Annotated in this window: 27 protein-coding genes; 19 read left to right on the top strand and 8 right to left on the bottom strand. The window is 28.5% G+C overall.

Going from position 1 to position 23,758, the window contains the following annotated elements; all coding sequences use genetic code 11:
* Positions 1 to 15 precede the first annotated feature (15 nt).
* The gene (gene galU / locus CRV03_RS06840; protein WP_129084407.1) at positions 16 to 849 is read left to right on the top strand and encodes a UTP--glucose-1-phosphate uridylyltransferase GalU; all 834 of its coding nucleotides are present in this window, start codon (positions 16 to 18) and stop codon (positions 847 to 849) included.
* A gap of 49 nt (positions 850 to 898) precedes the next feature.
* Complete coding sequence (locus CRV03_RS06845) at positions 899 to 2,170, top strand: glucose-6-phosphate isomerase (RefSeq protein ID WP_129084408.1); 1,272 nt, start codon at positions 899 to 901, stop codon at positions 2,168 to 2,170.
* On the opposite strand, the gene CRV03_RS06850 is transcribed toward CRV03_RS06845, so the two are convergent.
* From CRV03_RS06850 to CRV03_RS06860, 3 genes are all read right to left on the bottom strand, one after another.
* Positions 2,167 to 3,066 carry a DMT family transporter gene (locus tag CRV03_RS06850; RefSeq protein ID WP_258239028.1) on the bottom strand — a complete coding sequence of 300 codons (900 nt, stop codon included), beginning with the start codon at positions 3,064 to 3,066 and terminating at the stop codon, positions 2,167 to 2,169. The two genes, CRV03_RS06845 and CRV03_RS06850, sit on opposite strands and share 4 nt — an antisense overlap.
* A complete protein-coding gene (locus CRV03_RS06855; protein WP_258239029.1) occupies positions 3,059 to 3,955 on the bottom strand; it encodes a uroporphyrinogen-III synthase in 897 nt (298 codons plus the stop codon). Before CRV03_RS06855 ends, CRV03_RS06850 begins: the two co-directional genes overlap by 8 nt.
* A 74-nt stretch (positions 3,956 to 4,029) precedes the next feature.
* Complete coding sequence (locus CRV03_RS06860; protein WP_129084409.1) at positions 4,030 to 4,455, bottom strand: MarR family winged helix-turn-helix transcriptional regulator; 426 nt, start codon at positions 4,453 to 4,455, stop codon at positions 4,030 to 4,032.
* Positions 4,456 to 4,520: 65 nt separating this feature from the next.
* Between CRV03_RS06860 and CRV03_RS06865 the strand changes: the two genes are divergently transcribed.
* Positions 4,521 to 4,829, top strand: coding sequence for a monooxygenase (locus tag CRV03_RS06865; RefSeq protein WP_129084410.1), 309 nt, complete (start codon positions 4,521 to 4,523; stop codon positions 4,827 to 4,829).
* Between the two features lie 28 nt (positions 4,830 to 4,857).
* Here CRV03_RS06865 and CRV03_RS14100 read toward each other — a convergent pair whose 3' ends face one another.
* On the bottom strand, positions 4,858 to 5,034 hold the full coding sequence (locus tag CRV03_RS14100) for a hypothetical protein (RefSeq protein WP_164968629.1): 177 nt from the start codon (positions 5,032 to 5,034) through the stop codon (positions 4,858 to 4,860).
* Between the two features lie 212 nt (positions 5,035 to 5,246).
* On the opposite strand from CRV03_RS14100, the gene CRV03_RS06870 reads away from it, so the two are divergent.
* Positions 5,247 to 5,555, top strand: a complete 309-nt coding sequence (locus tag CRV03_RS06870) for a hypothetical protein (protein WP_129084411.1) — start codon at positions 5,247 to 5,249, stop codon at positions 5,553 to 5,555.
* Between the two features lie 18 nt (positions 5,556 to 5,573).
* On the opposite strand, the gene CRV03_RS06875 is transcribed toward CRV03_RS06870, so the two are convergent.
* Positions 5,574 to 5,828, bottom strand: coding sequence for a helix-turn-helix domain-containing protein (locus CRV03_RS06875; protein WP_129084412.1), 255 nt, complete (start codon positions 5,826 to 5,828; stop codon positions 5,574 to 5,576).
* A gap of 95 nt (positions 5,829 to 5,923) precedes the next feature.
* Between CRV03_RS06875 and CRV03_RS06880 the strand changes: the two genes are divergently transcribed.
* The 5 genes from CRV03_RS06880 (at position 5,924) to CRV03_RS06900 (ending at position 11,196) form a co-directional block, all read left to right on the top strand.
* Positions 5,924 to 6,229, top strand: a complete 306-nt coding sequence (locus CRV03_RS06880; RefSeq protein WP_129084413.1) for a hypothetical protein — start codon at positions 5,924 to 5,926, stop codon at positions 6,227 to 6,229.
* Between the two features lie 141 nt (positions 6,230 to 6,370).
* Positions 6,371 to 6,958, top strand: a complete 588-nt coding sequence (locus CRV03_RS06885; protein WP_129084414.1) for a site-specific integrase — start codon at positions 6,371 to 6,373, stop codon at positions 6,956 to 6,958.
* 96 nt (positions 6,959 to 7,054) lie between these two features.
* Positions 7,055 to 10,315: a DEAD/DEAH box helicase gene (locus tag CRV03_RS06890; RefSeq protein ID WP_129084415.1), complete on the top strand. Its 3,261-nt coding sequence runs from the start codon at positions 7,055 to 7,057 to the stop codon at positions 10,313 to 10,315.
* Positions 10,316 to 10,320: 5 nt separating this feature from the next.
* The gene (locus tag CRV03_RS06895; protein ID WP_129084416.1) at positions 10,321 to 10,701 is read left to right on the top strand and encodes a hypothetical protein; all 381 of its coding nucleotides are present in this window, start codon (positions 10,321 to 10,323) and stop codon (positions 10,699 to 10,701) included.
* Positions 10,702 to 11,196, top strand: coding sequence for a hypothetical protein (locus tag CRV03_RS06900; protein ID WP_129084417.1), 495 nt, complete (start codon positions 10,702 to 10,704; stop codon positions 11,194 to 11,196).
* Positions 11,197 to 11,475: 279 nt separating this feature from the next.
* Here the strand turns inward: CRV03_RS06900 and CRV03_RS06905 are convergent, their stop codons facing one another.
* Positions 11,476 to 12,246: a hypothetical protein gene (locus tag CRV03_RS06905; protein ID WP_129084418.1), complete on the bottom strand. Its 771-nt coding sequence runs from the start codon at positions 12,244 to 12,246 to the stop codon at positions 11,476 to 11,478.
* A 213-nt stretch (positions 12,247 to 12,459) separates the two neighbouring features.
* Here CRV03_RS06905 and CRV03_RS06910 point away from each other — a divergent pair, with 213 nt between their 5' ends.
* From CRV03_RS06910 to CRV03_RS06950, 9 genes are all read left to right on the top strand, one after another.
* Positions 12,460 to 12,675: an AlpA family transcriptional regulator gene (locus tag CRV03_RS06910; RefSeq protein WP_129084419.1), complete on the top strand. Its 216-nt coding sequence runs from the start codon at positions 12,460 to 12,462 to the stop codon at positions 12,673 to 12,675.
* A gap of 135 nt (positions 12,676 to 12,810) precedes the next feature.
* Positions 12,811 to 13,146: a hypothetical protein gene (locus CRV03_RS06915; RefSeq protein WP_129084420.1), complete on the top strand. Its 336-nt coding sequence runs from the start codon at positions 12,811 to 12,813 to the stop codon at positions 13,144 to 13,146.
* 132 nt (positions 13,147 to 13,278) lie between these two features.
* Entirely contained in the window at positions 13,279 to 13,626 is a 348-nt protein-coding gene (locus tag CRV03_RS06920) for a hypothetical protein (RefSeq protein WP_129084421.1), read from the top strand.
* 44 nt (positions 13,627 to 13,670) lie between these two features.
* Positions 13,671 to 13,898: a hypothetical protein gene (locus tag CRV03_RS06925; protein WP_129084422.1), complete on the top strand. Its 228-nt coding sequence runs from the start codon at positions 13,671 to 13,673 to the stop codon at positions 13,896 to 13,898.
* The gene (locus CRV03_RS06930; RefSeq protein ID WP_129084423.1) at positions 13,891 to 14,085 is read left to right on the top strand and encodes a hypothetical protein; all 195 of its coding nucleotides are present in this window, start codon (positions 13,891 to 13,893) and stop codon (positions 14,083 to 14,085) included. The genes CRV03_RS06925 and CRV03_RS06930 overlap by 8 nt, the downstream gene beginning before the upstream one ends.
* Before the next feature lie 11 nt (positions 14,086 to 14,096).
* The gene (locus CRV03_RS06935) at positions 14,097 to 17,882 is read left to right on the top strand and encodes a conjugal transfer protein TraG N-terminal domain-containing protein (RefSeq protein ID WP_129084424.1); all 3,786 of its coding nucleotides are present in this window, start codon (positions 14,097 to 14,099) and stop codon (positions 17,880 to 17,882) included.
* A gap of 280 nt (positions 17,883 to 18,162) precedes the next feature.
* Positions 18,163 to 18,825: a hypothetical protein gene (locus CRV03_RS06940; protein ID WP_129084425.1), complete on the top strand. Its 663-nt coding sequence runs from the start codon at positions 18,163 to 18,165 to the stop codon at positions 18,823 to 18,825.
* Positions 18,826 to 18,941: 116 nt separating this feature from the next.
* Positions 18,942 to 20,189, top strand: coding sequence for an AAA family ATPase (locus CRV03_RS06945; protein ID WP_129084426.1), 1,248 nt, complete (start codon positions 18,942 to 18,944; stop codon positions 20,187 to 20,189).
* Positions 20,182 to 20,763, top strand: a complete 582-nt coding sequence (locus tag CRV03_RS06950) for an HNH endonuclease (RefSeq protein WP_129084427.1) — start codon at positions 20,182 to 20,184, stop codon at positions 20,761 to 20,763. Before CRV03_RS06945 ends, CRV03_RS06950 begins: the two co-directional genes overlap by 8 nt.
* Positions 20,764 to 21,223: 460 nt before the next feature.
* Here CRV03_RS06950 and CRV03_RS06955 read toward each other — a convergent pair whose 3' ends face one another.
* Positions 21,224 to 21,862: a hypothetical protein gene (locus CRV03_RS06955; RefSeq protein ID WP_129084428.1), complete on the bottom strand. Its 639-nt coding sequence runs from the start codon at positions 21,860 to 21,862 to the stop codon at positions 21,224 to 21,226.
* A 380-nt stretch (positions 21,863 to 22,242) separates the two neighbouring features.
* On the opposite strand from CRV03_RS06955, the gene CRV03_RS06960 reads away from it, so the two are divergent.
* Entirely contained in the window at positions 22,243 to 22,860 is a 618-nt protein-coding gene (locus tag CRV03_RS06960; RefSeq protein WP_129084429.1) for a LysE family translocator, read from the top strand.
* A gap of 65 nt (positions 22,861 to 22,925) precedes the next feature.
* Here CRV03_RS06960 and CRV03_RS06965 read toward each other — a convergent pair whose 3' ends face one another.
* On the bottom strand, positions 22,926 to 23,489 hold the full coding sequence (locus CRV03_RS06965; RefSeq protein ID WP_129084430.1) for a recombinase family protein: 564 nt from the start codon (positions 23,487 to 23,489) through the stop codon (positions 22,926 to 22,928).
* Positions 23,490 to 23,758 lie beyond the last annotated feature (269 nt).

Below are 23,758 nucleotides of genomic sequence, written 5' to 3' on the forward strand. Positions count from 1 at the left end.
AAGGAGAAAAGAAAAGTGATAAAAAAATGTTTATTTCCAGCAGCAGGATATGGAACTAGGTTTTTACCAGCAACAAAAGCAATGCCAAAAGAGATGTTACCAATTTTAACTAAACCATTAATCCAATATGGTGTAGAAGAGGCAATGGACGCTGGATGTGATGTTATGGCTATTATTACAGGCCGAGGTAAAAGAGCTATTACTGACCACTTTGATATTTCATATGAGTTAGAACATCAGATTCAAGGTTCATCAAAAGAGAAAATGCTTGCAGATATTAGACATATCATTGACAAGTGTACTTTTACATACACAAGACAAAATGAGATGAAAGGTCTAGGTGATGCAATCTACAAAGGAAATGCACTTTTAGGTGAGCAAGACCCATTTGCAGTAATCTTAGCAGATGACCTTTGTGTAAATCCAGATGGTGATGGAATCTTAGCACAAATGGTAAAACTATATGAAAAATACAAGTGTTGTATCGTAGCTTGTATGGAAGTTCCTCAAGATGAGGTTCATAAGTATGGAGTTATCGAAGGAAATGAGATTGAAGATGGTGTATTTATGGTTTCAAATATGGTTGAAAAACCAGACAACGATAAAGCTCCTTCAAATCTAGCTGTTATTGGAAGATATGTTTTAACTCCTGATATCTTTGATATTATCAAAAATACAAAGCCTGGTAAAAATGGTGAGCTGCAAATCACTGATGCCCTTTGTACGCAAGCTAAAAATGGCATGGTAATGGCATATAAATTTAAGGGAAAAAGATTTGATTGTGGTAGTGTAGATGGTTTTGTTGAGGCTACTAACTATTTTTATGATTTAGAGAAAAAGCAAAAATAGTTTAACTCTCAAAACCTTTATTTACTAAATTATAAATAAAGGTAAAAAGATGGTAAGTTTTGAGCAGAATTTTTATCCAAAGATTTCTAAAGCAGGAAAAGAGACTTTAAAAAAAAGTTTTGAGGCCTTAAAAGAAGAGAAAGAGTCTAAGAAAGTAGGCTACTATGAGCTTCCTAAAAATGGTTTAAAAACTATAAAAGAGCTCAAAACTTACCAAAAAGAGAATCCTTATTTAAAAAAGGATTCTATAAAAAATATCATTGTAGTTGGAATTGGTGGTTCTAGTTTAGGAACAAAAGCTGTTTATGAGTTTTTGAAATACAAAACTAAAAGCAAAAGAAAACTACACTTTCTTGAAAATGTTGACCCAATAATTATTGGTGAAACTCTACAAAAAATCAAAAAAGAGAATACTCTGTTTTTAATCATCTCAAAATCTGGAACCACTATTGAGACAACTTCTATTTTCAAGTTTATTATTGAGAAGTACAAGTTTGATTTATCACTAAAAAAAGATGCAAATAGATTTGCTTTTATTACCGATAAAAACTCTTCTTTATCTAAACTTGCAAGTGATTATTCTATAAAGCAATTTAATATTCCTAAAAACGTAGGTGGAAGATTTTCTGTTTTATCTGCTGTTGGAATTGTGCCTTTATCTTTAGTAGGAATTGATGTAAAAGAGCTTTTAGATGGAGCAAAAGGTTTAATAGACTCATTCTTTGAATTTAAAGAGAAGAAAATACTAAAAAAAGCCTACTTTTATTCAAAACTTGCAAAGAAGTATCCTATCAATGTACTGTTTTCTTACTCCTCTTTATTTACTTATTTTAATCAATGGTATGTGCAACTTTGGGGTGAGTCTTTAGGTAAACATGATATGCTAGGAAATAGTGTAGGGCTAACGCCTGTACATCTTGTAGGGTCAGTCGACCAACACTCTTTTTTACAGCTTATTTTAGAAGGTCCAAAAGATAAAACAGTAACAGTTATAAAAGTAGAGGACTTTAAAAAAAGAGCCAAAATCCCAGATATCAAACTAAAGTACCTAGAAAAAACAGACTACATAAACAATCACTCTTTTAATGAACTGCTAAATGAAGAGTGTAATGCAACCTATGAGACAATCTTAGAAAATGAGATTCCAGCTGATATGATAGTTTTAGATAGAATTTCAGCTCAAAATATAGGAATACTTATAGCTTACTATGAACTTCTAACTTCAAGTGTTGGGCAAATGCTTATGATAAATGTTTATAACCAACCAGGAGTAGAGTTTGGAAAACAAAAGTTAGTTCAAAAGTTTGAAGAGGAAGCTTAGATTTTCTTCTCTTTGTGAAGTATATATTGAAGTAGCACAGTTACCATACAAGAGATTACAATAAAAAACCAAACTTTAAACCCAAGATTTACATCACTTAAAACTGATACTAAAATAGCAACTACTGCAGGGTTGATATAAGTATATGACATGATAATTTTAGGGTTTAAAACTGTTGTTGCTTTTTGGTAAAGGTATAGAGTAAATAGTGTTGTCATAACTATTAGGTAAGCAATATTTACAGCAAACTCTCCTTTTACTAAGTGCCAGTTTAAAGGTATGTCAAATATCAGTAAAATAATAGCCATCCAAAATGAACCACCAAGTAAAATAGAAAATACCATTACTATAGGTTTTTCATCCCTTTGAAGTGTCTTTAAAAAGATTGAATAAAATGCCATCAAAAACATACTTGCAAAAAATACTAGGTCACCATTGTTTAAAGAAAAAGATAGAAGTAAATCTAAACTACCTTTAAAAATAACACCACAAGTACTAATAGCAGCTACAAAGAAAATAAGATATTGTCTTAGACTAATTTTGTCTTTAAAGAAAAAGATACTAAGAAGTGCTGTTAACAAAGGTGTTAGGGTGTATAAAGCCCCTGTATTTAAAGCTGTTGTCGTCTCTAGTGCTATAAGTTGCAAGACAAAGAACCCTGCATAAAAAGAGCTTAAGATAGCTCCTCTTCCTAAACTAGGTATTATCATAGCTCTATTTTTTTTGCTTACTAAAACAAAAGGAGCTAAGATAATAGCTGACACTAAAAACCTAAGTAAAATAAGTGAAAAAGGGTCGATAAGTCCTGCTAAGTTTTCAACAGCTATAAAAGAGCCACCAATTAAAATGGTGGCTAAAAGTATATAGAAGTGACCTTGTAGAACTGGATTATTCAACTTCGATGGCTTTTTGCACACAAGCTTCTATTGAAGTATCATCTGCAATAAGTGGTTTTATATTTTTTGGAAAGTGTTTTGCAGTTGTCTGTCCAATAGAAATAGCATAAAAACTATTATCCCATTCAAAGTTTTTGAAAAAGTATTCAATAGTCGAAGGTGAAGAGAAGATTATCTTTGAACCTTTTGGAAAGTTTACTTTCTTATCTATCTTTTTAAAATTGTTTTCATAAATAGACTCTTCATCACAGTTGATACCTTGTTCTCTTAAAATATCAACAAGTCTTGAAACAGTTTTTTCACCTCTTAGGTATAAAACCTTTTTATCTTTTAAATCTTCTGCTATCTCTTCGGCAAATTTATCACCGTGTTTTTCTTTTCCTACAAACTCTAATCTACCATTTAGATTTCTAACAAGTTTTGCACTTTGTGGTGAAATCACATATGCAGGAATCTTTTTCCATGATTTGTTAAATGAGTTTATAGACTCAATTGCATTTTTAGAAGTGAAGATTAAAGCATCATACTTTTCTAAGTCTATATCTTTTTTAATAAATTTGATTTCAAATAGAGGGATGTTTTTAGCCCACTTTACTTTTTTGTTGCTAAGTACGAAAATGTTTTTTCTACTATTTTTAATATCTTCAGCGATAGAGTTATATGCTCTTTTTATTCTTGACATGATTGAATTTTTCCCGTTTACTATGATAGCTTTATCAGGTAAAACATCAAATTGAATGTGTTTTTTTGATAAATAAAATGTGATTTTTGTAAATTCTCTTTGGGTGTGTTGATTGCAGTATTTATTGTCTGGTTTGATTATATTTGTTTTTGGATCATATTCATAATATATTAAGTCTAATGAATCAATTAGCTTTTTAATTTTCATAATCAATTTTACTCCTACACACTAAATGTAATATATGTTTTTTCAGATTAAGATACTCTTAAACACATGGTGTTTTAGTCTAACTTTGAATTTAAATAATCAAAAATAATATTCTGATTTTCAATAAATTGCTCTAACTCTTTTTTCCCAACTATTTTTGTCAGCTGCGATTGTAGTTTTTCTATAAAACTATTTGCTTCTTCTAATAAAGCATTTCCTTTTTTTGTCAAAGAGATATTTATCTCTTTTTTGTTTTTCTCTTGTACTAGTTTTATGTAGTCTAACTCTTCAAGCTTTTTTATACTTTTGTGAGTAGCCTGTCTTGATTGGTTAAGCTCCTTTGCAAGAGTTGATATTGACTGTTTATCACTTTTTTGTAAGTACGGAAAGATAAGTAAACTTGACATAGAAATACTCTCATATCCTACTTCTTCTATATGTTTTAGAATAAGTTGATTAAAGACTTTACTTGTTTCAAGTGATAAAAAGCATATTGACATTGTAAACCTAGTTGACAAAATTTATTATTTTTGGTTATTATATCGAAAAAGTTTAGGAATTACAAATGAAATATTTATTACAAATCGATTTTCCTCATAATGGACCTTTTGGCAAAGAAATGAGCGAAGCCATGGCTGACCTAGCAAAAGATATTGCTACTGAAGAGAGCTTAGAGTTTAAAATCTGGACTGAAAATGAAGAGACTAAAGAAGCAGGTGGAATCTATGTATTTAATAATCTTGAAGATGCAAATAGATATTTAGACAAACATACAAAGAGACTACAATCTTTTGGATATGATAATATCAACTCAAAAATATTTAATATAAATGAAGAGTTAAGTGTACTTTCTAAGGCTGGGTTTTTGAAATAGATATCTCTATTTCAAATCCATTTTTGTATTATTTACTATCTTTAATCTCTTTTATTTTTTTTAAATACAATTCTGTTTCTTTAATATTATCTTCTGTTGCAAGCCCTAAATAAATAAGCTTTAATAACTCTGGTTTAGAAGTTTCCCAGTTTTTTAGTGTTTTGGGATCAACATTTATTCTTTCTGCAAGATCTTTTTTTGTCATTTTAAGAATTCCCTATTTAATATCTTGACAAAATAGAAAATATTTACTATAATTATAAAAATAAAAGGAATAATTTCTGTTTGTCGATAAAATATATTGATTTATTGGAAAAGATAGTTATTGAAAATTACCATTTTAATGTATCTATTTCCATAAAATAATTAACTTATTATCGCAGAAAATGATTAAGATACTACTAAAGGATATAAGTTTTGCTTGAACTTTTAAGTATTACAGTAAATTTACTTGTTCTGCTAGTTGTTTTAAAACAAACTTTTTCTTTAACCTATAGACTAAACAGCTTTGATAGACAAAAGGAAGAAGTTGTAAAAGAATTAATCAAGGAGTCTAAGAATAATCTGTATCTTACATCAACTATAAGTAGTGGAATTGAAACAAACTTGGAGTATAAAAAGTTAAATGAAGAAATGTTAGTCAAATCACTAAATAATATAGTTAAAACTAATAGTGAGTTTGAAAAAAAGATAAAAACTTTTGAAAGGAAGTTAGTTAATAAATAGTATTATTTAAATTAGAAACTAAATATCTTTAAAAAACTCATTTATATCTACTTCTAAAACATAAGCAATTTTTGCAAGATGCTCAATATTAAAGTGATAATTTTTGTGACAAATTTCACAACATGAAATAACAGTTACTGATTTATGACCAATAGCATGAGCAAGGCTTAGTTGAGAAACTTTTTTTTCTTTTCTTATTCTTTTAACATTTTGACCAATTTTGATATATAAATTTTGAATATAATCTTCATCTAAATTTTTTATTTCTTTCATTTTGCCTCTACATAAGAAGTTTTTAAATTATATATCGTTAGGATTTTAGTAGCAACTTTGTATATAAAGTTAAATACTTTTTAAAAGGTATACATATGTTAGAAATTGTAATTATGCTGATAGCCTTAATTCTTATAGTAGAACTTTTTAGACAGATAAGATATTTAAGACAAAAAGTTTATGAGATAAGTTCTCATAAAGAAGAGTTGACAAAAAACTTAATAAAAGAGTTAAGAAGTGAACTTTGTATTATCTCTACTATTAGTAGTGGCATAGAAGTAAACTTAGAAGATGAGAAGATAAATAAAGATAGTCTAATGAACTCATTAAATGATATGTCAACAAGTATAAAAAACTTTGAAGATAAAGTAAACTGGTTTGAAAGAAAATTGTTAAGTTAAAGGGATTTTATATTAGTCAACCTATTAAAATTAAGCATATAATTTGGGGTATATTATTCGCTTTAAACCCTTAAACTCAGTCATATGTGATTTTAAAGCACATAAAATATCCTCATAAGAGATTTATTATGAGGGTGTATTATGAAAAAGAAAAAAACTACTAAAATTAGAGAAAATATTACAGAGGTTGAGTATCTAAAACTGCTTATATACCTTAATGGTAAAGAAAATCTAACTGCTAACACTAAAAACAATTTAAAGAGAACTTTCATTTTACTTTTTTATACTGGTATGAGAATTAATGAGGTAAAGCAGTTAAGAGTAAAAGATATTGATACAATAATAAAAAAAGAAGAATTAATTATTGTTACTCATAAAACTAGAAAAGAGAGAAAGCTCTTTTTTTCAAAGGAAGCAACCAAACAGATAAAGAAGCACTTTGTATTTAATGATGATGCTAAAAACAATGATTACATTATTACAGTAAAAGGTAATCCATTAAAAATTCCAAGTAGCGCAACTTATATTTCAAGTGTAAATAGTTTTATAGAAGAAGTATTAGGGCACAGGTATTCAAGTCATTCTTTTAGAAGTGGTATTATTACTGATATGAGTAAATCTATAAACCCTAAATTTATAAAGGAGTTTATTGGGCATAGTGATATAAAAACTACTATGAGACATATTAGACCTACAGATGAAGATTTAAAGGCTTGTTTAGTTAGATAATAAAACTTTAAAATTAAGGAGATTTTATTAATTTAGTGACGCAAATTGTGACAACAAAAAGATATAATAATATAATTTATAAAATCAAGGAATGATATGCAAAGTATAGTTTTGCCAGAATTAATTATTGATGTGTTTAAAGAAGTAGGTAATAAGAATAAAATTCAACATTTTTTAGATAAAGAAATAAGTATCAATTTTGAGGCTTTTGAAAATTTTAGGAACTACATAATAATTGCATGTAATGGAAAAAAATATTGTTTAACAAAAACTAATGAGGACTTTGATAATGAATGTGAATATATTATTAAAGTCAATAAAAAGCCAACTGAACAAAATCTTCAAACAATAAGATTTCAAAGATGGATAAAACATCCAAAGCTTTTAGAGTTTAGTCCAGATGAGATTTTAGATTCTTGGAAGAATAACTTTTATTTTAAAGAAGAAGCACCACATGATTTAGGATTAAGAGAACCTCAAATAGGAGCAATTTATTCAATTTTAGGGCACTTGAAATCATCAAATGAAATTGCAACAATTGTTATGCCAACAGGTACAGGAAAAACAGAAACAATGATATCTGTTTTAGTTGCAAATAAGTGTGAAAAGTTGTTGATTGCAGTTCCTTCTGATTCATTGAGAACACAACTATATAATAAGTTTCTTACTTTAGGTATTCTAAAAGACTCTAGATTTGAAGTTATTAATGAAAATGCTATTAATCCAAAAGTAGGAATATTAAAACAGGGGATAGAAACTATAGAAGAATTAGAAGAATTCTTTGATAAGTCTAATGTTATTGTAACAACTATGGATTTAATTAATAGTTATGATAATATTTTTCAAAATAAAATTGCAGAACTATGTAGTCATTTTTTTATTGATGAGGCTCATCATGCACAAGCAACTTCATGGAATAGATTCAGAAAAAAATTTGAAAATAAATCAATAGTCCAATTTACAGCAACACCATTTAGGAATGATAATAAAAGATTAGAGGGAAAGATTATTTTTAATTTTACTCTTAAAAAAGCTCAAGAACAAGGTTATTTTAAAAAAATCAACTTTTTGCCTGTACGTGAATATGATGCAATGAGTGCTGATGAAAAAATTGCAAATCTAGCTGTTGAAACATTAAGAAAAAGCATTGATGATGGTTATAATCAAATTTTAATGGCAAGATGTAAAAATAAAATAAAAGCTGAAAAAGTATTTGAATACTATGCTCAATTTAAAGATCTAAATCCTGTGTTAATCCATTCTGATGTCTCTGAAAAAAGTTTAAAGCTAGAACGAATTAAAAGTAAAGAACATAAAATTATTGTATGTGTAGATATGTTAGGTGAAGGGTTTGATTTACCTGAACTAAAAATTGCCGCATTTCATGATATTAGAAAAAGTTTACCTATTACATTACAGTTCGCAGGTAGATTTACAAGAACTAGTTATGATGAAGAGTTAGGAGAAGCAAGTTTTATTGTAAATATTGCGGATATCGATGTAGGTAAAGAACTAAATGAACTTTATGCACAAGATGCTAACTGGAATTTATTATTATCTTCTATAAGTAATTCTGAGGTAACTGAAAAGTTAGATTTTGAAAAATTGATAGAAGGATTCCAGAACTTAGATAATTCCTCAATACCTTTCCAGAATATTAATATCCCAATGAGTACTGTTGCTTATAAAAATAATTCTCAAAGACAGTGGACTCCTGAGGAGTTTGCAAAAGGGATTAATAACTATGAAGATTATGATTATAAGTTTTATGATATTAACGAATCAGAAAAATTATTAGTAATTGTCAATGCAAAAAAACATTTGATTGAATGGGGTAATGTAAAGGAATTTTATAATTTAGAATGGAATATTATTGTTGTTTTTTATGATGAATCTAACAAAGTATTACATATACATGGATCTGATAAATCAGGGTTATATAAAAGTCTTGCACAAGAGATTATAGGTGATTCTTTAGAACTTATTTCAGGTATAGATGTTTTCAAAGCCTTTCATAACATAAAAAGAGTTTCTTTACAAAATGTTGGATTAAAAGAGTATCTGGGTAAACATATTAGATTTAGAATGAGTGTAGGAAGTGATGTTGAAGAAGCTTTAAGTATTGCTGAAAGACAAAAAGGTGAGAAAGCTTTTGTTTTTGGAACAGGTTATGAGGATGGAGTTAAAACTTCTTTAGGATGTTCTTATAAAGGAAGGATATGGAGTTATTTAAAAGGTGATTTAAATCAGTTTAAAAAATGGTGTATAGAAATATCCAAAAAGTTAATAAATCCAGGTATTGATGGGAATCAAATTTTAAAAGAAACACTTATCCCTAAATTAGTTAATGAATTCCCACTTGATATTAAACCTATTTTAATTGATTGGAATGAATCTATTTATAAACATAAAGAGACAAAATTTATATTTAAAGTTGAAGGGGAAAGTTATAATTTATCAAATTGTGATTTAAGACTAAATAGTATTGATCGTAATAATTTAATTTTTGAATTATTGCTAAATGATTCAGTTTATAGTATAAAATATACTTTATTTGAGAATACTGAAGGAGATACCTCTTTCCCTGATTTTAAATTTGAAAATATGTCAGGACATAGAATTGATATTGAATGTTCATCAGTTAAAACATTATCTATTGAAGAGTTTTTTATTGAGTATATCCCAACGATTTGGTTTTCAGATAATTCTTCTATTACAGGTAATCAATATATTAAAATGGACAATGAAGTTATACATTATCCAAAAGATAAATTAATTGATGATTGGGATTGGAATGGGGTAGATTTATCAAAAGAAGCACAAGGTGTATCTCCTAAGAAAACAGATTCCATTCAATATAAAGTTTTAGAGAGATTGAAGTCTGAAGACTATGATATTATTTATGATGATGATGGTTCAGGTGAAATTGCAGATATTGTTACTATAAAACGTTTTGATGAAAAGATAAAAATTGATATGTATCATTTAAAATATGCTCAAGAGGGTGAGGTGAGTTCTCGAATTGCCAACTTCTATGAAGTTTGTGGACAAGCGCAGAAATCTATTCATTGGAAGCATAAAGATGAAAAAGAGTTTTTTGAACATTTATTAAGAAGAAAAACAAAAAAATATTCAGGAAACACTTGTTCTAGGTTAGAAAAGGGTACAGAACAAGACCTTGAAAAGCTTTTACTAATTGTAAAAAATCAGATACCAGTTGAATTTGAAATTTATATAGTTCAACCAGGAACGAATAAAACCAAAATTACTGATGATATATTAACATTATTGTCTGTAACAGAAAAGTACATAATGGATATGTCAAAAATTAAATTAAATATTGTTATAAATGGTTAGATATAATGAATAAATATGAAGAAGCAGTTTTCTGCTATGCAAAAAAACTTCAAAGAAAATATAAAGAAAGTAAGGATCCATTAAGAGATTATCCTGCTACTATTGTATGTGCATATTTAAAAAAGAAATATGTTGTAGATGAATCAGGAAAAATATCTCCTAATATGGCTATACAATTAAAACGAAAACTATCTACCATAGGAACAATAGGGAAAAAAACTCATTGTGGAAATATTTTAGGATGGTGTGCTGAAGTGAATTCTTCAAATAAAATATTAATGTATAGACCTTATTTATGCCTTTCAAGAGTTAATTTTACAACTGCTCGTAGACCAAGAACTATGCAAAAAATTAATACTTGCGATAATTGTAAAAGGACATTTTAAATGGAATATTCGTTGAATTATCAATTAACAAAAGACATTGATTTCTTTTTAATAGATAGAGATTTTAATTTGTTTCATTTTGCTTCTGCTGGTTCTTTATTACCAGATAATGTTATTAATAATTATGAAGAAAATAAGTTAGTTAAATCTTCAATTCTTCAAATGGATGAATTATTTGATATTGAAATAAACCCTGAATTGGAAGAGTTTGTAGAATTTGAAAATGAGAATATGAGAGAACAATATTTAAGGGATTTTATTTATTATGCTAAGCGAGGTTTTCATTCATATGATAACACTAATATTAATAACTATGAAAACCAAAACTATCATTTAGTTGCTAAACCAGTTTATCCTAAATATAGAATACCATATATTTTAATTAACTGTTTTTTTCGGAAAAAACTATTTTCCCAAAGTTATTCAAATATATACAATAAGTTAAAGATTGATGCTACTTTAAATAAAAGTATGATTAATTTCAATAACATATAATTACTGTTTTAACCATATGAATTAATATATTTTATGTGGTTAGTAAGTTTTAGATTGAAGATAAATCTTTTCCTATTTAATTTTAGTAGCTTATTATTTTTAAGTAAAGAGATAATGTATATAAAGTTTAATTTAAAGCTTTTATTTGGTGGAGATGTCCTATACTTAAAGTTATTCTAAAAAGCCTAAAATAGGCTTTTAAAATTTATATTTTAAATATGATACCGTAAAGATTACCGTAATAAAATTAAGTATCAATTTGATTCCACTTTATGAAATTTAACTTATGTTGTTTTGTTGTTTGATATGATGATATATATCATCCATTGTGATTTTTTTATTAGTTTTACTTTTATCTTCTAATATATTTGAAATAATAATATCTTTAATTTCATCATTATATTCATCTTTTAAATTATAATAGACATTAAAACCAACAGCATGAAAAATTAATTCTTCATTATCTGAATCTAAAAAAATTTGTAAATTATCTTTTAAGAGATACTCAAGATAGAAAAACATATCTTCACCCCAGATATTAAAACACATAGTATTTTTTTGAATATTCCTTAAATCCCTATTGTTTTCATAATTTAAGTTTTCAATAGTTTCTTTTTGTAGTTTTTTATCGGAAGATAAGGACATCAAGGATTTGGAATATCTTTTTATTAAAAAATTATTAACAGAAGACGTTAATACATCATATAATTGAAATGATGCTTGATTTTTATTTTCAAATAATTCTTTTAGTTCTACAAGGAATGAAAAATAAAATTGAATAAATATATCATAAGCACTAGCAAGTCCTTCATATCTGAACTTTTCAGTAAAAGATCTTAAGTATATTTTTTGATTCTTTTCAATAATTGATCTTTGAATTGTATTAAAATATTCAAATTTCTGGATTTTTCCCGTTTCTAAAAATTCATCAATATTTTCATCTGTAAAGTATTTTTCGACAAAAATAACTATTGGACGTTTTTCTTTTTTCCATTTTCCTATCCCTTGGGAGGTCATTTTAAATAATCTTGCAATATTTGTATTTGTCATGAATAATCCTTCTAGCAAAAATCTCTGGATATATAATTATAGTGAAATTATATTTCAAATTTAATAATAAACTCTAATTTCTTCTATATAGTTCCAAAATAATAAAGAATTAAGTTTTAATTAATATAAACAATATTACAATTTTTTTATTTATTCTATATAAATAGAAATAATATTTCATGATTAAATAAAATAAATTATAAAGGATACGAAATGAATGAAAGACTATTACGCCGAAAAGATGTGCAAGAGATTATTCCTATATCTACTGCAGCAATATACGCAAAGATGAAAGATCTAAAATTTCCACAGGTGCATAAGTACGGTGGTACAGCATTCTGGAAATTAAGTGAAATACAGGAATATATTGAAAAAGGAGAAGAGTATGTATATAAAAAACTGTTAGAAAAAAAAGAAAAAGTAAGTTAATAGACTCCCTCTTTTAAGACTTTGCGAGTTCAAAGAGAGAGTTGTTAAAACGACTTAAGGCTTTAACTAAGTGAATACTACAACATAGAAGCTTAGTTTTTAACTTACTAAAAAATAAAGTAAGGGTACTTTTAAATGAATGAAAAAAAGAAAAAAACTGAATTAGCAGATTTTACAACAATTAAACATCATCCTAGAGTAATGCATGACTTATCCAATAATGATTATTGCATTGCAAGTGCTATTTTTACATTATCTCATAATCCACAATCTACCTTCCCCGGTTGGTACTATGGGAGAATTGAAACATTAGGTAAAAAATTTAATCTTGGACGAGCAACAACTTATAGGTCAATTGAAAAACTAATTGATAAAGAATTAGTTGAAAAGAATAATGACACTGGTTTCCTTAGAACAACACAATTATGGTGGAATGAATTTGAGTCACTAAGATTAATAAAAAAAGGATAATTGTCTCAAAATGAGACAAGAGTCTCAAAGTAAGATTTTTTAGTCTCAAAATGAGACAAAAACCGTCTCAAAATGAGACACATATAACTATATAGATAACTATATCCAATAAAGAAGAAGAGGAAGAAGAAAATGATTATTGATGAAAATCAAAAAATTAGACTCTTTGATAGATTTTATACATGGTTAAAAGATGATGGATTAAAACCTAAAAGAAGTGAAAGACTTCATAGGAAAAAAATCTTTGCTTCATTATTAGCTAACGATAAAATGACAATAGAGAACTTCAATGATTTCTTAAAAGATGAAAAAAGAAATAAAGTTAAAGAATTAATAGGTAACACAATTTTTTATAAAAACAAGTCCTTTACTATTAGTAATACAGAGATTAATGAGAATGAATTTTTCATTGTGGCACAAGATTTAAGAATGAAATGTACCTATGAACAACTAGATGAAATCAAGAAATTGATTATTTAGTAATTTGTAAATAATTATAAAAATAATATGAAAAAAGGAAAGAAGTGAATAAGAAAATATCAAAATGGGGAATTAAAATAGGTAATTTTTTAATTAATTTAATTAATTTCAATATAGGAGTTATGTTCGGAGCATATTTGATTTATAACTCTAGAGTAGAAGAGGGGTATGCAGTTGTTTCTGTATCTCTTATAATCTTTTTATTTAGTATTTTTAATAACGCAAAAATGGAAAAAGAAGCATTTGAAAAAAAGGGGATAACTAATGTCTGAAAGAAGCAAAACATTTAAAGCGATAAAGAGAGATCCTATAGCAACTATTAAGGCAGTTTATCTACTATTGTCTTCGATTAATTATCTGGTAGAGGCAAATGGAGCACCTGAAAACTCAGGAGAAACTATTAATATAATTGATTCAATTTTCTATGATGCAATTGCTGAAATTGAAAAAGATAAATAAGAAGTAAATAAATGGATGAATTTTCTATATATGTACTAGGTGATGCTGATAGTTATTTCTTTGTATTTAACTCAATTGCTGCACTTATACAGTCAAATTATATTGAATTTGCAATTGCAATGGCTCTTATGGTTGCTACTATAAGATCAGGACTAGCCTTTTCAAAAGCGGACCCTAAAACAGGTGTTTATTCAATTATGCTTATGATTGGATTATTTTCTGCTGCACTATATCCTACTACAACTGCTCATATTATAGATGTAAGGCAACAAGGACAAAATAAAACCTATACAAAAATAGATAATCTTCCTTTTGCACTTACTTTTCTAGCAAGTAGTGTATCTACTGTTCTAGTACCTGTTGCTGAAATAACTGAGGTTGCTTTTAGTAATACTGAAAATAGTGCTACAAAAGTTGGTCTAGGTAAACAGCCTGAAATGATTAGTAACTTCATGAAAGTTTCAAATTTCATTAATCAAGAAAGTGCTAATTATCCACTATCTTTTTTTAAAAATGCATTTAAAATTTATACAAAAGAATGTGCAATGTCAACATCACATATTCCAGATGTAGGGCTTGATTATTTCATAAAACCAAGTCAAGATATTGTTGATCATATTAACCCAATTACTTTAGGTATTCCAAGTTCTGCATACACAAATACTACTTTTAGTGATGGAACAGTTACTATACAAAAATGTAACGATTTATACAATTACATTGTAGATAAAAGAACTTCAATTGAAAATTTGATAGAGAAGAAATTTAGTGAGATTAATAGTGATATAGACTATGAAACTCATAAAGAAGAAATAGCAAAAGGTTTATATGAATCAGGTATTAGAGTTGGAGATATCACTTCTACTTTAGGAACATATTCTGAAAACCTTAAAATTAGTATGCTTAACTATGCACTTTCACAAACATTAGAAGAAACAATTACTGATTATAAATATGACCTTCCAGGAATAAGTGGAGATTTAATTGATTACTCAGTTAATAAGAGTAGTTACCAAATGCAAACAGATGGGTTAGGTTCTTGGGCTTGGACTAATAAAATGGCTCCTTTAGTAATTCATTATATGTTGATTTTTTCTTATGCTCTATTTTTATTTGTAATACCAGTTGCAATGGGAATGGGTTTTGAAAACTCTAAAAAAATGCTTATCAATTATTCAATGGGTATTATTGCAATTCATTTAGGATATCTTTCAAGTACAGTTGCTAATTCAATTGCACTTTATTATATGGAAAAAAGTGCAACAAACCTTATCTTTGAACTTGGTAATAACTTAATGGCAATGAATTCTATTCCTGCTTTTAATGCTAATGCAAGTGAAATGGCAGCTATCTCTGGAATTCTTTTAATATCTTCATATTTCCTTGGAACAGGTATTATTTTAAAGGGTGAAACTGCTGCAATGCAAGGTATCATGAATACAATTGGTAGTAGATTTAAAAATGATATGCTAAATGCAGCACAAGATATGTCAAGTAAAAATGCATATGATGAAGTAGACCAAAAAGCTAAAACTGATGCAAGAAGATTTCTTGATCAAAATGGATTTAAGTCACCAATTGGAGTAGATGAAGTTGCATATGCTAATGAAATAAAAAGAGGACTAGAAACTATGGGTGGAGGCTATGGTTTTGCAAGTGCTTCACAAGGAAATTCATCTTTTGAATCTGATTATATGTCAGGTGTTGCGAATAAAAGTGCAGCTGCTGCAGTAGGAACTGCAACAGTAGGTTCAAGGGTTTCTACCACTGAAGCAATTGATAGTGGTATAGCAACAGGTAATTTAGAGGCAGGTAAAATGTCTGGTTTAGCAAGTTCTTTAAAACAAATTGGTGGCAATGCCCTTTTTGATGCATCAAGAACTGGAACAATTGCTCAAAACAAAGATCAAGTAGCTAATGCTAGTGCTTTATCAAGTAAATTTGGTAAAGACTTAGATGGTACTTTAAATGGGTTATCATATGATGAAATGGCAAGTGCTGAAAGTAATAGTAAATTAGCAGGAAGAGTTGGTGGATCTAAAGGTTATTTAAATCTTGGAAAAGATGCTTTTGATAAAACTGCTGAAAATGCAGAATATATGACAGAAAGTAAAACAAGAAGTACTCAAGCAACAATTTCTGGAAAAGGTGGATTAAGAAATGCAGTAGCATTGGATGAAACTGGTGCAGAGATTAAAGCTGGAACTGATAAAGGTTCAATTGAACAAAAAGCTCAAATGTTAGAAGAAGCAATGGGTAATGGTGTTGCAAAAGGAGCTAAGTCTTTAGCTGAAGCAATGGCTTCTATTGCAGGTGTATCTAGTGCAACACAATTTGGTAAAGAAATAGGTTTTGCAAATAAATTAACAAGTGAAAATGCACAAAGCCTTTATAACCAATTACTAGATACAAAAGATGCAAATGGTAATAACTTATTTAATAAGTCTGATTTAGCAGATATGTACAATAGTAAAGGTGATTTAAAAAGTGGGGCAGAATTAGCATCTTGGATTTCAGGAAAACAAGCAGGACATTTAAGTGGGATGCATGGACTTGCAATTGGAGATAAAACTGTAGGACTTGCTCTTGGAGAACATGATGTAAGAGTAGCTTCAACAGATGCATCTACAAAAGTAGATACTTCATCTACTAAAAAAGCAGGAACTAGTTCTTCTATTGACAACTCAGAAAGCTATAAGGAAGGCTTATTTGGTCAATTTGGTTCTGCAGGAGCACTTGCAATGGAATTAGCAGGAGGTAATAAAGATTTAGCAACCAAAATAATGCAAGATGGAGAAATGGCAAATTTTTTAGCTAGTAAACAAGGTGTATTAATGGGAACAAGTGGTGCATTAAATAGATTAAGACATGAATTTAATGAAAAATTTGGAACTGATTTTGGTGAAGAGCACTCAGCAATAGGAACTATAATGGATGCTGCTGCAATAGGAGGTACTTTTTATGCAGGAAGAAAATTAACTCAACCTTTTTTAGGAGGGAAAACAAAATTAGATAATGCTCCTAATACAAATAATGCAACAAGTATTCCAACTGATAATATTAATCCTGAATCCACGAATGACTCCTTAAGAAATTATGGTAATGCCGAAGCACATAATGAAAGTATAACAAAAAATAATATTGATGGCAATAGTTCACTAATGGGTAAAGGTGGTTTATATGGATTTGCAGCAGCAATGGGTCATCAATTGGCTATGAATAATGGCGATTTTGGAGCAACTATGACTGCTATAGGTCAAGAAGTAGGTTCCACTTGGAATCAGTTTAAAAATGATGTTAGTAGTCATGGTATTTTTCAAGCAACAGGTAATCAAATTGGTGATGCAATAATAGGTGAAAGTGCAAGGATGCAAGTTACAAATGCATTTTCTCAAGGAAATACGGCTCAAGCTTTTGGAATTACAGCAGGAGGTATTGCTGATAATGTAACTGGGCTTGTTGGTGGAGTTGCAAATATGGGAGTTAGTGGTTTTCAAGCAATTACTTCAAATGCATCTTACGCACAATCATTTAATCAAAATGCACAAAGTTGGGCAGGAGGAACAGATCTAGCAGGAACAATTGCATCCAGTAATATTTCATCACCAACTGCAAATGCATTATTTAGTAATGGAAATACAACAATTGACAACCCAGTTGTATCAAATATCGAAAGAGGTATTTCACAAGATGCACAGTATGCACAATCAAGTAAAGAAGCAAATATTGAGCTTATTGATCAAATGACAGTATTAGCTGACGCACTTAAAGATAATACAAATAAGGAAAGGAGTTAACTAAATATTTAAAAGGAGACTATCTAGGATTTTGTGTCAAAGTTTAATAGTACTAAAATTCTGGGACTATTAAACTTACTTATTTTAATTTGTACCAAAAAGTACAGGTTGTTGAACTTGTTTTTATAACTCATCTTTAGAACAAGTTTTACATTTACCTTATTTAAAGTGCTTGTTACTATTTTAATATATAATATTTTTGTGTATGTTATTTGTTGATTTTCAGGTTATCTTGCATATAATGTATGTTCAATAAATGGTTAGGCAGGCAAGGATTAAAATGACTTTAGAGCATATTAAATTGCAATACGATAGATTAGAAAGACATCATAAACAAGCTTTAAATACTCAAGACCTTATTTCTTTTTTAGACCTTTCTCACTCATTAAGAATATGGGTAGATATGAAAAATAAAATAGATGAACTTGTAGAAGAACAAGAAATTAAACTCAAATTAAATAATATCGTAAAAAATAAAGCACTAAAAAAAATTCTTAAAGGTGCAACACATCAATATCTTCCAATTGGAAATGGTGTTGATAGCCCAAATGTTCAAATTAAAGGTATTCAAATTATAAATAGAGCTTTAAATTCAGATGAAGTTAAGAAGTTGTATAAAGCAGGTCCTCCAAAAATGCAAAATTCAAACTTAACTTTTGGGAAATGGCTTAATTCATCAATTTATGAAGTACCTTCTAATGAAGAAGTTCATCCTCATATTACTATTTCAAGAGAGATAATGATAAAAAGAGTTGCTAATATTCTTGGAGCAAGTCATCCTCAAGGTACCGAATTTTCTGAAGATACTGAAAATAGATTTGATTCATACATTAAAGAATTACATCAATTGAAAATTGCAGATGGCTATCCAGCCACATATTATCAATTATTAGAAATTTCACAAGAAATATTAGAAAAAGTTAAAATAATTTTTGAAAAATAAACTGATAATGTCTAACAAGTAGGATGAACGTAATAATTTACTCTACGGGAAAATTATCGCTCACGACAAATGTTATGCTATATTAGTCTTAGGCATTATCATACAAGAAGGAAATCATGTATTTTAAAAAATTAGAAATGAAAGAGTGGCAACAGTTTGATACTGTCGAAATCGATCTACACGATAGATTGACAATAATTACGGGAGCAAATGGAAGTGGCAAGACTACAATTCTTAATCTATTTGCAAGGCATTTTGGTTGGAATATTCCTTCGCTCGCAACCCCTAAAGAGGAAAGAAACACAGGAATAGTTAAGTTCTTTACTCGATTTTTTAAAGGTGAAGACAATAGTCATACAACTAATTTTGGGACAATACAGTATTCAAATAATGTCAATGGCATATTATCAATACAAAACCCAAATACGGCACAATATCAAGTCCATATTGCAAATCTGCAACCAGTAAAGTGTTTTTATATTCCTTCACACAGAGCAATTTTCAGGTATCAGCCACTTGGGAATATCCCAACTACAAAAAAGAATAAGCAAACCGCATTCAATGAAGTTTCTCAATTAAATAAACAAAGATATTTTGGCAATAATAATCAGCAATCAACAAGTTTCGTAATGAAAAATACGTTGATCGGTTGGGCTATCAATGGTTACGGAGTAACCAATAACAACAAGACTATTATGCCTCAAGATACAGAGCAAATTGGTTACTTTGAAGGCTTCCAAGAAGCACTTAGAAAAATACTTCCTGATACATTAGGCTTCAAGGAGCTAGAAATTAGAAAGATGGAAATTGTGTTTGTCTGTAACGATGGTGAAGATGAGTTCTTATTAGAAACTGCATCAGGTGGAATTAGTGCTCTTATTGATATGGCATGGCAAATATTTATGTATTCAACCAATGAAAATAATGATTTTACTGTCATTATTGATGAAATAGAAAATCACCTGCATCCAATAATGCAAAGATCAATTCTGCAAAACTTGTTAAATGCTTTCCCAAAAGCAAGGTTTATAGTCTCCACTCATAGTCCTCTTGTTGTTGGTTCGGTCAAAGATTCAAATATATATGCTCTCATATACAACAATGTAAAGAAAATTCAGTCCAAAAAGTTAGATCTTTTAGGTGAAGCCAAATCTGCAACGGAAATTTTAGATGAAGTATTGGGTGTTTCTTTCACTATGCCCGTATGGGTTGAAGATAATCTGATGAGAATTATTGACAATTATAGCCGTTCCCCAATAACACAAGAGAGTATTTCCGAGTTAAGAAAAGAATTATCAGAAACGGGGCTAGAGAAGTTATTGCCTTATGCTATTCAGGGGATAGCGGAGAAATCATATGATTAAGATAAGTCGTCAACCTTGTCCGTATCCTGATGCTCTTATAAATGGCAATTACAAGCATCATAGAAATAAATTAGCCTTGAAAGAATCAAGCTTTGATAAATGCATGTATTGTGAAAGTAAAATCTCCCATATTGATTTCGCACATGTAGAGCATATCAAGCCTAAAGCTGAGGGGAAATATCCTGAATTAGAGTTTGAATGGTCAAACTTGGGATACGCTTGTCCTAAGTGTAATAATGAAAAGTCTGATAAATATCATGATGACTTGCCGTATATTAATCCGTATGAAGACGATCCTAAAGAGCACCTGTTTGCAGCTGGCACATTTCTATTTGTAAAAAATGGGTCTGAGCGTGGAGAAATGACAATTAGAGATATCAACCTTAACAGGCCAGAGATTATTGAAAAAAGGCTAGAAAGAATCAATGAAATACAGAAAGCCCTTAATGCCTGTTTCCGTACTAACAGTGAATCTCTAAAAGACGTTCTCTTGCAGGAGCTTAGAAGAGAAGCCAATGATGATAAAGAGTATTCACTTTTTATTACTGCCTTACTTGATGCTCATGCAGTATAAAAGCATAACAAAACAGTGGAGCCAATCAAAAATGCGCAAGTGGCTTTTTGATTGTTCACTTCAAACATTCCCTAACCTCTTACTTTTAGAGCAGTTTTTACTAACAATAAACTTTGTTCCAAAAAGAGTTGAATTTTGAAGCATGTTCAACAAGTACAGTTTCTGGAAATTTTAAAGTTTTATTAATAGTTAAATAAATAAAAAACTGACCTGAAGTATCTCTTGTATTTCCTATTTAAGATTTTTTATCTGTTATGCGAATACTTTTGTGTGTATTTAGAGAATTCACAGTTTCATGATTTAAATTTTGACTTTCTTTTTTATTCTTAATATTTATACTTTTATTGGTTTCTTGTTCTATTGAATAATATTTTAACTCAGTATTTTAATTAGAAATATTTCCATTTATAAAAAAGACTACAGATATTCCAATAAAAAGTGCTAATTGTATAATGTATTTTTAAACATTAATATTAACTTTTTGTGCTTCTAATTTTTCAGTATATGTATTATAAATACGTTCATATCTCTCAAATGCAGTTTTATAATCATCATAAACGGGACTTCCTTTGGACTCTTCCATTCTTTGTTTTGCAAGATTAAACATGGTAGATATATAATCCGTAGCTTCTGAAGAACTAAATTTAGTTTCATTATAATTAATTCCTCTTTGTCCACTTTCATAAAGTGCTTTATCTGCTGCATTTATAAATATTCCTAATTCTCTTGGGTTTGCTATACCAGAGCCAATTGCATCCCAAAATTCAGGACTTACTCTCAGCACATTATTTATTGTTGGTGTACCCAATGAAAAATTCTGAGTTTCTAATGCGAGTTCAATTGAAAATTGCTGTCTATCTTTCAAACTTAATTTTGTTTTTGCTTCTTCAAAAATTGCTTCATTAGCAATATTATCTTCACTAAAATTATTTGAGATGTTTATTGAAAATTTAATTTGACTTCTCTCTTCTTCACTTTTTGAAGAAAAATATTTATCAACATCTTCATTACTCATACCTTTTGTATTTTCATAGGTATACACATTATGAAGTCTCTCTTTAGGTACTTCATTTTCCACAATATAAGTATTCTTTTCCAAACTTTTTTCTTTTTGTGTTAAAAATTCGTCTGCAAAACTTGTTGAATCTACTTTCTTTTCTATTGATTTAGTAACTGAATATTGTTCTAAAAATGTTGTATTTGTATTTACTTGAATAATTTATCCTTTTTTTAATACATAATTTTATTATATATAATACTATAAAGAGGCTTGATCTGTCAACGTTAAAGCAGACACAAAAATTCTGAACAATTTTTTCCTCAACCTCTTACTTTTTGAGCAGTTTTTACTAATGGAAAGATTGTTCCAAAAAGAGTTGAAATGTTGAGCATACTCTATAAGTACTGTTAATGAATCAAAAAGAGACTATATTAATATCCTAATATGGTATACTTATACAATTATTTTAAGGAACTAATATGTCAATAGAATCGATGATCACGTTTTATTTAGCAATATTTATTTTTAGTATTACACCAGGACCTGGTGTATTTGCGCTTATATCAAATTCATTGAATAACAATATTAAAACATCTTATGCTTTAGCATTTGGTATGTCTATTTCTGATGTTGTTTACTTGGTACTTGCTTTTTTTGGTCTAGTTGCTCTAACACAAAATTATGCAACCGTATTTGAATTTATTAGAATTGCTGGTGGAATTTATTTAATCTATTTAGGTTATAAAATTTGGACATCTCCCATAGAAACAGAAATCAAAAATGAAAAGGTGACAAAGGCTTCATATACAGGTAACTTTTTAAAAGGCTTTTTAATCTCAGCATCTAATCCTAAAGTTATTATATTTTATATTGCATTTTTACCTACATTTATGGATTTAAGTGTATTAGGTGTTAGTGATTTGATTGTAATTAGCACAATAACTTTATTCGCATTAATGAATGGTCTTTTATTTATTTCATATAGTGCATATAGTGCAAGAAGAGTATTAACAACAAATAAATCTGTAAGTATATTAAATAGAACAGCTGGTTCTATTATGGGATTAGCTGGAGCATATCTAATAAATAAAGATTGAATCATTATTTATTAACAAGTTTAACAACCTTTGAATTTCTAAACATCTTGAAGTAGTCAAATTGACTACTTCTTTTTAGCTACATCTTTAATTGCTCTATAGATAGTATTACGTGCTACATGAAATAACTTGGATAACAAGGCAACAGACTTTCCTTTTTCATGTTGTTTGTATATTACATTCTTCTCTTTAGTACTTAGTATAGCTTTTCTACCAAACTGAACACCTTTTTTCTTTGCAGCTTCAATTCCTTCTCTAACACGTTCATTTATTAAATCACGTTCAAATTCTGCAATTGCACCTAACATTGTAAATAATAGTCTTCCTGCAGGAGATGTTGTATCAATATTTTGATGTAAGACTTTGAGATCTACATCCTTATCCTGTAAAAACTTTGCAATATTATGAAGATCTATTACAGACCTTGCTAATCTATCAAGTTTTGTAATGTAAAGGACATCACCTTCTCTTATAAAATCCATCATGATTTTAAACTGTTCACGATTTGATTCATTCTTTCCTGATCTCTTTTCTGAGAAAATCTTTTCACATCCAGAACTCTTGAGTTGATCAATTTGATTCTGAAGATTTTGACTAGAAGTTGAAACTCTTGCATAACCTACATTCATAATAAATCCTTTGTATTGAACTTACTATTTATCTCATATATTGGAAGAATTGTAAAGTAGTGATTATTTCTCTAAAAGAACAGGTTGTTGAACTTAGTTTTTAGTAGTAGAAACTTTATCATTTCTGTATCCTAAAAGTGTAACCAGACCAAGTTATTATATTTCTAGTAAAAAATCTGAATTCTTAATATAAAATAAAAAGTTGAATTGAATTTGAATTAAAAAGAGGGCAAAATAGGAAAAATAAATTTCATCCTACTTGAAAAGAA

It is taken from the genome of Arcobacter sp. F155 (assembly GCF_004116455.1).
Classification (GTDB): domain Bacteria; phylum Campylobacterota; class Campylobacteria; order Campylobacterales; family Arcobacteraceae; genus Halarcobacter.

Excerpts from the sequence above, each read along its gene's own strand:
- CRV03_RS06845 (WP_129084408.1), top strand. The coding sequence starts at position 899 with ATGGTAAGTTTTGAGCAGAATTTTTATCCAAAGATTTCTAAAGCAGGA.
- CRV03_RS06855 (WP_258239029.1), bottom strand. The coding sequence starts at position 3,955 with ATGAAAATTAAAAAGCTAATTGATTCATTAGACTTAATATATTATGAA.
- CRV03_RS06860 (WP_129084409.1), bottom strand. The coding sequence starts at position 4,455 with ATGTCAATATGCTTTTTATCACTTGAAACAAGTAAAGTCTTTAATCAA.
- CRV03_RS06865 (WP_129084410.1), top strand. The coding sequence starts at position 4,521 with ATGAAATATTTATTACAAATCGATTTTCCTCATAATGGACCTTTTGGC.
- CRV03_RS14100 (WP_164968629.1), bottom strand. The coding sequence starts at position 5,034 with ATGACAAAAAAAGATCTTGCAGAAAGAATAAATGTTGATCCCAAAACA.
- CRV03_RS06875 (WP_129084412.1), bottom strand. The coding sequence starts at position 5,828 with ATGAAAGAAATAAAAAATTTAGATGAAGATTATATTCAAAATTTATAT.
- CRV03_RS06880 (WP_129084413.1), top strand. The coding sequence starts at position 5,924 with ATGTTAGAAATTGTAATTATGCTGATAGCCTTAATTCTTATAGTAGAA.
- CRV03_RS06885 (WP_129084414.1), top strand. The coding sequence starts at position 6,371 with ATGAAAAAGAAAAAAACTACTAAAATTAGAGAAAATATTACAGAGGTT.
- CRV03_RS06890 (WP_129084415.1), top strand. The coding sequence starts at position 7,055 with ATGCAAAGTATAGTTTTGCCAGAATTAATTATTGATGTGTTTAAAGAA.
- CRV03_RS06895 (WP_129084416.1), top strand. The coding sequence starts at position 10,321 with ATGAATAAATATGAAGAAGCAGTTTTCTGCTATGCAAAAAAACTTCAA.
- CRV03_RS06900 (WP_129084417.1), top strand. The coding sequence starts at position 10,702 with ATGGAATATTCGTTGAATTATCAATTAACAAAAGACATTGATTTCTTT.
- CRV03_RS06905 (WP_129084418.1), bottom strand. The coding sequence starts at position 12,246 with ATGACAAATACAAATATTGCAAGATTATTTAAAATGACCTCCCAAGGG.
- CRV03_RS06910 (WP_129084419.1), top strand. The coding sequence starts at position 12,460 with ATGAATGAAAGACTATTACGCCGAAAAGATGTGCAAGAGATTATTCCT.
- CRV03_RS06915 (WP_129084420.1), top strand. The coding sequence starts at position 12,811 with ATGAATGAAAAAAAGAAAAAAACTGAATTAGCAGATTTTACAACAATT.
- CRV03_RS06920 (WP_129084421.1), top strand. The coding sequence starts at position 13,279 with ATGATTATTGATGAAAATCAAAAAATTAGACTCTTTGATAGATTTTAT.
- CRV03_RS06930 (WP_129084423.1), top strand. The coding sequence starts at position 13,891 with ATGTCTGAAAGAAGCAAAACATTTAAAGCGATAAAGAGAGATCCTATA.
- CRV03_RS06935 (WP_129084424.1), top strand. The coding sequence starts at position 14,097 with ATGGATGAATTTTCTATATATGTACTAGGTGATGCTGATAGTTATTTC.
- CRV03_RS06940 (WP_129084425.1), top strand. The coding sequence starts at position 18,163 with ATGACTTTAGAGCATATTAAATTGCAATACGATAGATTAGAAAGACAT.
- CRV03_RS06945 (WP_129084426.1), top strand. The coding sequence starts at position 18,942 with ATGTATTTTAAAAAATTAGAAATGAAAGAGTGGCAACAGTTTGATACT.
- CRV03_RS06950 (WP_129084427.1), top strand. The coding sequence starts at position 20,182 with ATGATTAAGATAAGTCGTCAACCTTGTCCGTATCCTGATGCTCTTATA.
- CRV03_RS06960 (WP_129084429.1), top strand. The coding sequence starts at position 22,243 with ATGTCAATAGAATCGATGATCACGTTTTATTTAGCAATATTTATTTTT.
- CRV03_RS06965 (WP_129084430.1), bottom strand. The coding sequence starts at position 23,489 with ATGAATGTAGGTTATGCAAGAGTTTCAACTTCTAGTCAAAATCTTCAG.